At 44.9% G+C, this 11,474-nt stretch carries 9 protein-coding genes and 4 pseudogenes; 10 read left to right on the top strand and 3 right to left on the bottom strand.

All coding sequences use genetic code 11. The annotated features are described in order from the left end of the window. Positions 1–787: 787 nt before the first annotated feature. From B9T16_RS09710 to B9T16_RS09700, 3 genes and pseudogenes are all read right to left on the bottom strand, one after another. A pseudogene (locus B9T16_RS09710) lies at positions 788–946 on the bottom strand (transposase); the annotation flags it as partial. Between the two features lie 97 nt (positions 947–1,043). Continuing rightward, complete coding sequence (ltrA, locus tag B9T16_RS09705) at positions 1,044–2,546, bottom strand: group II intron reverse transcriptase/maturase (protein WP_410244643.1); 1,503 nt, start codon at positions 2,544–2,546, stop codon at positions 1,044–1,046. Between the two features lie 101 nt (positions 2,547–2,647). Next, a pseudogene (locus B9T16_RS09700) lies at positions 2,648–2,869 on the bottom strand (reverse transcriptase N-terminal domain-containing protein); the annotation flags it as partial. 664 nt (positions 2,870–3,533) lie between these two features. Here B9T16_RS09700 and B9T16_RS09695 point away from each other — a divergent pair. The 10 genes and pseudogenes from B9T16_RS09695 to B9T16_RS09650 all read left to right on the top strand — a co-directional run. Next, positions 3,534–3,890, top strand: a pseudogene (locus B9T16_RS09695) (IS1 family transposase); the annotation flags it as partial. 13 nt (positions 3,891–3,903) lie between these two features. Next, positions 3,904–5,169 carry a type III-B CRISPR-associated protein Cas10/Cmr2 gene (locus tag B9T16_RS09690; protein WP_410244641.1) on the top strand — a complete coding sequence of 422 codons (1,266 nt, stop codon included), beginning with the start codon at positions 3,904–3,906 and terminating at the stop codon, positions 5,167–5,169. A 231-nt stretch (positions 5,170–5,400) separates the two neighbouring features. After that, the gene (locus B9T16_RS09685) at positions 5,401–7,122 is read left to right on the top strand and encodes a Crm2 family CRISPR-associated protein (protein WP_014275556.1); all 1,722 of its coding nucleotides are present in this window, start codon (positions 5,401–5,403) and stop codon (positions 7,120–7,122) included. Beyond that, a complete protein-coding gene (locus tag B9T16_RS09680) occupies positions 7,123–8,286 on the top strand; it encodes a type III-B CRISPR module-associated Cmr3 family protein (protein ID WP_006617689.1) in 1,164 nt (387 codons plus the stop codon). After that, complete coding sequence (locus B9T16_RS09675; protein WP_006617690.1) at positions 8,283–8,507, top strand: RAMP superfamily CRISPR-associated protein; 225 nt, start codon at positions 8,283–8,285, stop codon at positions 8,505–8,507. The genes B9T16_RS09680 and B9T16_RS09675 overlap by 4 nt, the downstream gene beginning before the upstream one ends. A gap of 109 nt (positions 8,508–8,616) precedes the next feature. Beyond that, a complete protein-coding gene (cmr4, locus tag B9T16_RS09670; protein ID WP_410244642.1) occupies positions 8,617–9,405 on the top strand; it encodes a type III-B CRISPR module RAMP protein Cmr4 in 789 nt (262 codons plus the stop codon). A gap of 15 nt (positions 9,406–9,420) precedes the next feature. Next, positions 9,421–9,816: a hypothetical protein gene (locus B9T16_RS09665; RefSeq protein WP_006617692.1), complete on the top strand. Its 396-nt coding sequence runs from the start codon at positions 9,421–9,423 to the stop codon at positions 9,814–9,816. Between the two features lie 4 nt (positions 9,817–9,820). After that, a complete protein-coding gene (locus tag B9T16_RS09660) occupies positions 9,821–10,192 on the top strand; it encodes a hypothetical protein (RefSeq protein ID WP_410244640.1) in 372 nt (123 codons plus the stop codon). Positions 10,193–10,300: 108 nt separating this feature from the next. Then, positions 10,301–10,345, top strand: a pseudogene (locus B9T16_RS09655) (hypothetical protein); the annotation flags it as partial. Between the two features lie 38 nt (positions 10,346–10,383). Then, the gene (locus tag B9T16_RS09650; protein WP_231852186.1) at positions 10,384–11,463 is read left to right on the top strand and encodes a hypothetical protein; all 1,080 of its coding nucleotides are present in this window, start codon (positions 10,384–10,386) and stop codon (positions 11,461–11,463) included. Positions 11,464–11,474 lie beyond the last annotated feature (11 nt).

The following is an 11,474-nucleotide window of genomic DNA, read 5'->3' as shown; positions in this document are numbered from 1 at the left end:
TACGGTTCTGCTGCTGAATGGGAGGGGTAGACCGTGAGGTCTATCTCGACCCCTAATCAAGGCAGGGAACTCAAGGTCAAAACGCAAAATTGGGAATCTTAATGATTCCTTAACAATTGCGTTGAGAGTAACGGCGATAGCCACCCCCAGTTTTGGGAATCATAACCCCAGGATTGAAGCGGGGAACGGAAGGCGTGAAGTAGAACCTACTACCAAATGCGACCACTGCCAACCATCCATGATTAGGGAAACCGAATGTCCGGCTTGAACCATCGTAATTATTCAGCAGCGAAACAGGTTGATACGCTGCGTTCAAAAGAGCAAGGGGAAAAGTAGGGTAATCATGACATCACCTACACAGACTTTTAAAAGTACCCCGGTGGATAGGACAAATCTAAAGATGGAATGCCCGTATAAACGGAACGTTTAAACCCCCTTTTAGGCTCTCAAGTGGCAGGATGTACCTGCACAGTAGTGAAAGTGTAAGCGTATACCTTTAAGGGGAAAGGATGTGACTGAAAGCCGATGCCTAACTGTAATGGTTAGGATATGCCCACTAGTCACGGTGTGGATATAGAGACTGCGACAATTAGGAGTGTTTACGACGAAAGCGAGTTTAAAGACTACGATGTTGTATTTAGCTCTAAAAGTTGAAGTCACAAAGCAGGAAGTTGTTACCCTGTTCCCGATGTCAAAAGGGGTATCCACATCAGGAGCCGTGTGATGTGAAAGTATCAAGCACGGTTTTGAATTGGAGTTGGGGAAGGCGACTTCCCTTTCGACCATAACGAGCTGCCTCCACCAGTTCAGCAATCCGCCCCCCTTTATGAAACGTTGCATTGTCCAATACTAGAGTCTGACCTGGCTTCAATGTTGGAATTAAGATAAACTCCAACCACAACTCAAACACTGTCCGATTACAACAACCCTCAAAGGTAAAGGGAGATTAGGGGTCGAGATAGACCTCACGGTCTACCCCTCCCATTCAAAACCGTACTTGATACTTTCACCTCATACGGCTCCTAGTCTGATTGTTCCATTTGCTAAGGATACGGCGTTGGCTCTATTTTGCCAAGTGCCGTTTTATCATCGCGGGTGTGGCGGTGTAATAGCTGAAGGTTTTTGTATTCATCCTTTCCGCCTTGGCTTCGAGGTACAATGTGGTCTACTTCAACTAGGTCTGTTGATGCGAAATACTGTCCACACCAGGTACACCTACCTTTTTGTTTCTTGAGTAGTTTAGCTACCCTTATTGGCGTATCGATTGCTTGTCCTCTCCTGGTTGCCCAGTAAGTCCAATTTCCGTCGTATGGTGTTGCGTCGGGGCGTATTAAGGTGTGTCTGACAATTGGGGTCCAGTTATGTTTCCATAATTGGAGTCCTTCTTTGGTCTGGAATAACCAAGATTCCTGTCTTTCATTCCCATTGCTAAGTTTAACCGTTCCATGTCTGAAATAGTTCCTCAGCTTTTCGTAGTTCACCCCTTTGCATCTTGATGCTGTCCATGCCCGTAACATTAACCAGATTATGTTATCCAGTTTCTTGAATGTTCCAGATGAAACTGCTCCTGAGTAGTAGTTTGACCATCCCCGTATTATCGGGTTTAGTTTGTTTATCAGGGCTGACTGAGGTGCTGTTCTATGTTGTTTGATTACACCTTTAATCACTTCTGTATGGGCTTTAACTGCTTTATGGCTGGGTTTTATGTGGGTTTTATGTCCGATTAATCTGCTTGCTGCCCCGCCTGTTTTCCCAGATTTATATTTTCCTACTGGCTGTTGCCTGATATTGACTCCTAGAAAGTCGAACCCTGGTTTTTCTGTTTTACCATCATACTCAATAGATTTGAGCGTGTGGCAGATTCGAGTCTTTTCAGGTTTTATTTCTAAGCCTACAGGTTTTAACCATTCGGTGATTGCAGTTTGGCACTGTTCAATAATTCCTAGGTCTTTTGAGATGACCACAAAATCATCAGCGTATCTTATCAGATTGACCTGTGGGGCCGTTCCTTTGTTAGGATACATTTCTTTAACTAGCCTTTCCATTCCCAACAGTGCGATGTTGGCGAGTATTGGACTTATTACCCCTCCTTGAGGTGTCCCTGCTTCTGTATCCTCGAATACACCGTTGTCTAGCACACCTGCTTTGAGCCATTGTTTCAGGTCTCTTTTTAGGCGGCTTGGACAATGAATTTTGGACAGTAGGTAATCATGGTTTATTCGGTCGAAACATTTCGCTATATCCGCATCAAGAACATAGTATTGTCCTTTATTAATGGCAGCGTAAATCCTGCCTATTGCATCTTGGGCTGACCTGCCTGGTCTGAACCCATAGCTTGTGCCTTCAAATCTCGATTCCCATTCGGGTTCGAGTGCCGACTTCACCAAGGCTTGCCTTGCTCTATCTTGGATTGTAGGAATGCCTAGTGGGCGTTTTTCATCCCTTCCAGGTTTTGGTATCCATACTTTCCTGAGTGTTTTTGCTTTGAGGTTTCCTTTGATTCTCTCGGCTAGTCCAAACCTTTGTTTGGGGGATATTGCTATCATTCCGTCCACTCCGGCTGTTTTCTTTCCTTGACCCGCTTGGGGGGGCGGGTTTATTAAGCTGACTGTTGGGAAGCATGGCTGACCGTGGAACCCGCCCCTACAGCCGCACCGCTAAGAGTCGGGCATAGTATGATTTCACCAATAGACGTTGTAACCTTCTTACCTTGGCATCCTGTCCCGATTTAGCCGCTTGAAATATACTCTTTTGGAGCTTGAAAACTTTCCGTTGAACCTTGGTCCATGGGATGGCCTTCCATGCGTTGTTCGTAGTCTTGATTGGTYTTGGTTTTGCCAAATCCTTTCTTTAAACTCGCTATCGCCATTTGTACACCTACTTGACTCTATTTCTTTACACTCAAACCGTGACCTGTTAGCATATCCCTACCATTACAGTCGGGCGTTGGCTTCTGGTCACATCTCACATCCTCCGAGACTTGCGGTTACACTTATCCCTACTGATATTTCGACCAAATAATCAGAGTCTAGGAGGACTTAAAACGTTCCATTTATATGGGCATTCCATCTTTAGATTTGTCCTTTCCACCGGGGTACTTTTAAAGGTCTGTGTAGGTGATAAAAAGATTTCCCTACTTTTCCCCTTACTCTTTTGAGCGCAGCGTATCAACCTGTTTCGCTGCTCAATAATGACGATGGTTCAAGCCGGACATTCGGTTTCCCTAATCATGGATGGTTGGCAGTGGTCGCATCTGGTAGTAGGTTCTACTTCACCCCTTCCGTTCCCCGCTTCAGTCCTGGGGTTATGATTCCCAAAACTGGGGGTGGCTGTCGCCGTTACTCTTTACTCCCTGATTTCTCAGTTGGTTCATGACCTTGAGTTCCCTGCCTTGTTTGGATTTTTCCAAACGTCGGGACATATAAACAGTTATGAGGATGGTCAGGAGTGCGCTCCTTATATTCAACCAAGGGGTATAAATCCTCACCAGGCAGTTATTTCGGGCATTGCAGCCCTATTTGATGCCTGAACGTCTCGCACCTTTTACCACATTATGGCAAATGATTCAGGGCTGGGCTTGTTTTCTATATATTACGGACGGATACAAAGTTTATCCTTGCTTAATTGAGGATTGCAATCATCTAGTCAGCAAAACGGCTATGACAAGAGTAGAAGGAGAAAACTGCCGTCTGAGGCACTATTTAGCCAGGCTACATCGCAAAACTTTGTGTGATTCCAAGTCCACTGAGATGTTGTACAAATCAATTCGCTTACTTATCTATTATTTGAAGCATGGACAACTTCCTCCGTTCTCTTMATCATTCCTCACTGTGCAATACCGAMRYTCGWGYTGKGTASRKTGGGTGAAACCCWACATCMCWTCTCTGTAACAGCCTGGATTGTTTGAAAACCTCGGAGGGACAAGCGGCGCTGTTTTGGTGGGAACAAAATCAACATCAGCTTGAAGCGATCGCCAGTTCCTCAGATCGGGTCAATTTGGAACCAGGAAGCTCAACAGAACGACAAACTAAAGAACGGATCATTAAACATCCCATCAGCGCTCAACAGCAAACCATTCAAACTCCAGACAACAGAGAAATCGCCTTTCCCCAATGGGTTCAACAGGAACAAAACCCCCAAAACGTATTTAATTGGTTGTGGCGTATGATGCCGGAACTAAGACGACAACAGGATTCGGACGCTCTACTCGACCCTCAACACTACATTTTACCCGACTGTCCGATTCATAGCTATCGTGCCACAGTCTCAGCGATCGCCGGAGCGGTAGACTTTGATGAACGGGGGATTGTCACTCAATACCCTTACTTGCTGCTGTTTACCTTTTCCCCGATTCAGGACTTTATCAAAGCTTCCCGCAAATTTCTAGACTTTTGGGCAGGGTCATACTTGCTACACTATCTAAGCGCTCAACTCTGTTGGTTCGTGGCTGAAACCTACGGTGTAGATGCGGTGATTACCCCCTCGCTTTGGGGACAAGAAATCATCGACGCACTCTTACTCAAAACCTATCCAATTTTTAGAGAAAGCTTTCAAGAACTCAGCCCCGATGGAACAGACCCCCTGACTCGTTTTAAGGATCGTTTGAGTACCACCCTAGCAACCGCAGGCTTTCCCAATACGATAACCATCTTAGTTGGAAGCTCCGAAACCGCACAACAACTCGGAGAAACTTTCTGTGAAAAATTGCGGTCTGAATGGATTGCGATCGCCCAAAATATTAGAGAAGGAATCCCCGATCATCCCATACCCGAACTTAGACAAGGAATTCGCGATCGCACCATCGCATTTCTGCAAAACCCCCAAAATCATAAGCGGATTGAGAAGATCTTAGAAGAATTTTCCCAGTCGGGAGGTCACGACGAACAAAACCGACATGATCTCGAAAACTGGAAGCGGAAAAGCTGCTGGGAATGGCGGGGATTATGGAATGCTCAAATTGACCAAACTTGGCAACCCTACTGGACGGCTGTTCCGTTGGGTGATCCGAATACTTCTCTAATGATTGAGAAAAATGATGACGATCAATTGAGCGAAGACTGGATCAAAAAACCAGAAAAAGTGGCTCAAACTCGCGTGAACAATCCCCCTCCCACAACGGCGGAAAAAATGCTCTACACAACCCTCAATAATGGGACTTGGTGGGGGTAAATTCAATCTCGATGCGGTCAAGCAATTCAAGCGATTAAAAATACTATAACTTGGGCAATTCCCATTTCTCCGGGTGTTCGTTCTACATGATCGGGACAACTGAGCGCCCTACATCCTCAATTTCGATATTCTGGAAACTTCCGGGAAGGATAAGGTTTACCCATCGAGTCGATGCGATTATTTTGGCGATTAATAGCAGAAGTTTATCCAGGATTATTTGACGGATAGGAAATGCTGAACGCTCTAGAATTAACGAAGCGCATGGCTTGGGTTTATGGTGGTGTGCGTGAGTCTTTAATAATTGATTTTAGCAATTTAGAAAATGAAAAAATAGACTATAGCCAATTAATTCGCTTTCCCAATCTCAGTTCTATTGCTTCAGCCCGATTTGCTTACCAAGATTGGCAACCAGATCAAAATCACGGTCAACTCAGTCAATATTGGCAGAAATTACAAATTAATATCAAACAACAATTTGGGAAAACCAGTCAAGAATATCAGGATTTTCGGGATCGAACTCGGGGTCGTCCTTTCCACATCCCTAAAACCGATATTTGTATTAATCGCCAAAATTTACCGGGGCGATACTATAACGGTGTGATGTTTTCCAGCAAATGGCTTGCTGAAGATCTGGGATTAGAAAAAGAACAAAGACCCCAGTTGCGAAATATTATAGACCAAACTCATCGTGAATCTGGCTTTGGCGATAGTAGTCCAACAGATTGGTGGGTGATGATCTTGGGGGATGGGGATGGTATGGGGAAGTATGTTTCTGGTCAAAAACTTCATCCTTACCAAGAATATTTAACCGAAACTCATCCCGAAATTTTCATCAATCGCGATCGCTATCCTCACCTTGATGACAACCAGTATGAGCAGAAAAAACGGGAATTTATTCAAGCCTTTAGGGATGATGAACATTCCCTGCTGAAAACCCGTAAGCGCATAGGACCTGCAACTCATGTGGGTCTAAAGCGCGCCCGGCTTGACTTCTCTAACCGTCTAGTTCCCTTTATTACCGAAAAGCGGTTTTGTGGTCGCGTGGTCTACAGCGCCGGAGATGATGTGATGACGGTACTCCCCTTAGAAGATTTACCCGATTATCTGCTCTCTCTGAGAGCCGCTTGGTGTGGTGGCGACGACCCCTATCAACCCCAACCGGGCGATCCAGACTTGAAATTTCAATCCCAAGGCGGCTACTGGCGACCCACTTCGGATACAAATGATTTTCAAGGTTTACCAGAGCGATCGCTGTTTACGATGGGATTCGGGGCGACGATGAGTCTGGGTATCGTGATCGTCGATAAAAGTGTTCCCCTCCCAGTCGCCCTGGAAGCCCTTTGGGAAGCAGAATCCGACCTGGCTAAAGAATTATCCGGTGGTCTACTGATGTCCATCGATCTGTTGCGGGGACTGACGGAATGGCGATCGCTATCTTTGATGCGATTTGTCCTGTCTGAAATTTTCCGTTTATCGAGTGTTCCCAACAAAAACGGCCTATGTTTTCGAGTTCTCTACAGTTCAGGAAACACCCTAGAAGCTCTGATCAAAGGAGAATTATACCCCGGTTGGCGAGATTGGATCACCACTGAACATCATCAAGCCTTGAGTTCTCTACTCTATCGCCTCGCCGAAGAACTCCCCCGCCATGCGGATTTGACCCCATCTTCTTACTTAATTGCTCAAGCCGCCAGAGCGATCGCGGAACGCCGAGACGACAAAGACTTGGTTCAAGAAAATATCGACAAACTGTTGATCTGGCTCAGATATTGGGAAGATTGGGCGCGATCAGTCCATGTTCAATGGTTAATTGAACGGGAGAAAAACCCCGATACTCCCAAACCAATTGGAATTGACCTTAAGGACTTAAGTAATATTCTGCGTTTTTCGGCGTTTTGGCTCGATAAAATGCAGCAACGCCAACAGTGGCACAGACAGGATCACGAGGCTTAGATGGATTGGTATAAGATTGACCCCCTAGATGTTCTACTATTTCGGGAAGCCAAGCCCTTCAGTCCAGGGGAAGGCGCACGGGCTAAAGGAGAGTTTCCGCCTATGCCCAGTGTAGTCTTTCAGGCTTTGCGAACGGCAACCCCTACCGCCCAACCCCATCCCGAATTTTTGGGGGTATTTTTATTAGATGGAGACAATACCCTTTGGTTGCCAACTCCCAAAGATTTGATCGGGGTGAAGCGGCGAACAAAAGATGATTTGCCCAACGAAAGAACAGAAAGTTGGCGGCGACTCACGCGGTTGGTGCCTTGTGAAACTCTGGAGTCGTGGGAGTCAGTCTGTTATTCCCAAGAGAGTTTACCGCCAATGGTTACGCCCTCACTCAACGGTGAGGAATATGTTTCGGGTCCACCCAAACCCTGGATGAAAGCTTCTGCTTTATCTGCCTACTTGTGTGGAAATTCGGATTTTGCTGCTGATAATTTTACCGATAACCCCTGGGATATTCAGGTTCTCCCCCATACTCACATCGAAGACGGCACCCGACAGGTTCAGGATGAGGAGGGCTTTTTTACTGAAGTCGCAACACGCCTCAAACCGGGGTGGAGTTTGGTTGCGAGGGTGCAGTTGCTAGGGTTGCCGGATGAACCTTTTGTGGTGCGCTTGGGTAGGGAAGGACATCGCGCTATTGTTTCCAAGCTGAAAGCTACTGAAAATGATACTGACGGGTTAGACTGCCTGAATTTACTGTGGAAGCAAGCATTACCGGATGTTCTCGAACCGGGACTGTTTGCCTACCTCCTCACCCCTGGACTTGCAGAAACGGCAGAACAGGTCTATGGTCTTTATCCCCAGGCTTGGCGGGACTGCTTATTGGGGTGTGTGGGCGATCGCCAATTGTGGTGGGGCGGAGTTGCCAAAAAAAATCGCCGCAAGGTTCGCACAAAAAACGGGTTAGAAGAATTAGAAGAAAAATCCTTTGCCTTGCAACCCCAATATGCTTTTGCTCCGCCTGGAACAGTGTATTTATTCAATTCTAAATCTATTCAATTGACCCGTTTACAATCAACTTTCGGTCATTTGCTCCCAATCACTCAAGATAAACCTTGGTGGGAAACCTTTCGCAAACTCAATTATGGAAAATTACTTTGGGGACAACGATGAATAACAGCTATCTTGTTTATTTGTACCTTTTATCACCTTTGCATACTGGAGGAACTTCCCAGGAAGGAAATGTTGTCGGTATTGATCGGGAAACTCATACAGATTTGCCCTATTTGCCTTCTAGTACCATACGCGGAGGGTGGCGAGCCAGTGTCGGGCTGAAAGATTATATTGGTTGGCAGACGTTAAACGAGGAAAAACCGGAAGTTTGTATTACTTGAACCAACCGCAAACCATGTTTCAAGACCAAGAAACTAGCGGCAAAGTTCATCATTGGCGACAACTTAGCTATTCAGAATTATTGTGAATTTCTTATTAAAATAAAAACTAATTACTTACAATTACGCTTACCTTTATTTACTGTCTCCCTTGCATACGGGCGGCACTACTCAAGAGGGAAACTTACTCGGAATTGCTCGTGAGTCTCATACCAATTTACCCTATCTTCCATCCAGTAGCATTCGGGGTCGGATACGCGCTAGTGAGGGAGACACAACCAAAAGAAATCGACTTTTTGGGACAACTTTGGAAGAATCTTCTACACTCGAACAGGGGGATATTTGGATCGGCGATGGTTCGCTTCTTTGGCTACCCGTCCCATCTCTGAGTCACGGTATTGTTTGGATTAGTTCTCCGATGTTATTGCGGCGTTGGGGACGTTTTCAGGAAAGTTTACCAGAGATTCCCGAAGCTTACAGCACCAATTTAGACACTGATAAACCTATTTATTTAAAAGATGCCATTATCAAACCGAATCATTTGCGGGATTGGAGTGATTGGGAGCATTTTATGCCCGAACATACACAAACTCAAATGATTGAAAGGGTTTTGATTTTGCCCGACCAACACTGTTCAACTTTGATTCAAATGAGTCTGTGGCGACAGGTTAAAATTAAACTCGATCAACATAAATCTGTTGATGGTGGTTTCCGCTATGAAGAAGCTATTCCTCCCGATACACTGATGTATTTTCCTTGGGGTTTGACAGCAAAAGCTAACGGAACAGCAGAACAGTCCAATTCCGATTTTAAACAGTTAATTCACAGTCACGAACTCTTGCAAATTGGAGGTCAGGAAAGTTTAGGTCGTGGTTTTGTTAAACAGTGGTTAGATTCATAATCAGGAGTAATAATTATGATGGTTTTCGACCCTCGCACGATGGCAACACCCGTTTATGATGCTTTGTCTGGATTGCGATCGCAATATAATGGAAATGATACTCGTCTCAAAGAACAAAAAAGTCAAGCTGTAGAACTTTATACCTATCTTTCCACTTGGGGTATGATGCGGTTAAAAGCTGAAGAAAAAGCTTTGAGTCAAGATGGAAAAAAGGATGTTGTTCGTCAGTATTTCCAATGCTTGCAAACTCTGTCTGATGTTCAAAATTTAATCGGTGATCAGGGTTTAGAAACCCTAAAAAATCTCGGAACAGAAGAATATCTGGGCTTGACTGGTTTAGGTTTGGCATTATCTCAAGAATTTGCATTCTGGGCTAACGCAATTTATCACGATATTAAAGGAGAGGAATAATCTAATGGTATTTGAAGGTCCTAAACCTCCCAATAAAGCAAATTCAAGACCGAATGCGACCCCAAGACCGAATCCTCAACAAAACCGACCCAATAGAGGCGGAAACGCCCCTCGCAGACCTGGAAATGGTGGCGGAAACCGGGGGAGAAATGGTGGCGGTAATGGGGATAATCGCCCTCCGCAGCCCTCTCCCTGGCTAGACTCAGAGAATGAACCCGAACCTGATGATAATGCTAGTTTTGTTGAATATATGCGGTGGATGCGATCGCCGGATCATCCTCAAAAAGATGGAACCAAAACTCAAATTTTGCCAATGACTGAAGACTCAGCTAACTACAATAAACGTCTCAGTCTACTTACAGAAAGAACTAAATGAATAGCAGGAAAAGATAATTGTTTTTAGGTTAGGTGTTCCTGGCGAATTCGGGTTGGTGGATATCGATAGCCAGAAAGTATTTTGTTACCCGCTTTTGATGCTTTGGGAATGCCCTATATTCCATCTTCAACCCTGCGAGGTGTTGCGAGAACTCAAGCCATTCGAGAAATAATGAAGCGGGATAAGATTGAGTGGCAAGAAGCCGAGAAGAAAATAGCACCTTACTTTGCTTTGGTTCTTGGGAAGCTGAGAAACCCCATCGCAGTGGAAAAGTTATCTTTCTAGATGCTTATCCATTACCCAATCAAATGGGTTTACAGATGGATATGGCAAACAATATTTGGAAATGGGACAACAATAACGAACTCGAATATAATCCCAATCCCAACCAGTTTTTATCTCGGAGAGAACCCACCTTTTTAATCGGGTTAAAGTTGGCAAGCCACTGTGACGACCCGACGATTTTGCACAAAGTCAAAGGCTGGTTAACAGCAGGGCTAAAAGCCGGAATAGGTTCTCAGGTTAATTCGGGTTATGGGGAATTAATTCGGGCGGGTTCTAGTCGTTCCTCCAATGAATTTTTGCGAGTCGAGTTTTCTTGGGAAGGTCAACTCATTCACGGACGACAAAAATTTACTCAGTGGAATTGGAATGAACACCGAAACGATTGGCAAATGAGAGGGCAAGCCGATGCAGAAGTGCGCCCAATTGCGTTTAAATCAATGTTGCGTTATTGGTTTCGAGCTTTTTCATTAGGTGTTTTGGATGTTGATACCGTTCAAATATGGGAAGCCCAATTATTCGGAGGGATTAATCCTAAAACATTTGGTTGGGTTAGAGTTGATATTCAAGATGGCAAGGTTACTCAACGGGAACCCCGACCAAACTTTAACGGAAAAGATGATGATTGCGGCGAACAAGTCGGAACGTTAATATTATCTTATTCTCCCGAAGCGCCCACAAACCAAAATATACCAATTCACAAACTCTTTGAATCTCTCACTTGGATGATGTTTCATTTAGGAGGAATTGGTCAGGGTGCCAGACGTCCGTGTTATTCCAGGCACAATCGCGATCGCGCTCCCTGGTATCGAGGTTCAACATTTTATATTGATAGTGATGAACAACTTTGGGAACTTCCTGATAATATACAAGCTTTTCAACGAAAATTTCAGCAAAAGCTAGAGCAATTTTATCAGACTTTATCTCAGCTTACCAGAAATCAAATGAATTACCGTCAACCTCGAAATATTGGTCAAGTACGCCGGTAACAGTGGACGGA

Origin of the sequence: Arthrospira sp. PCC 8006, assembly GCF_046480465.1 — a bacterium.
Classification (GTDB): domain Bacteria; phylum Cyanobacteriota; class Cyanobacteriia; order Cyanobacteriales; family Microcoleaceae; genus Limnospira; species Limnospira platensis.
This window is presented reverse-complemented; position numbering and strand designations above follow the sequence as displayed.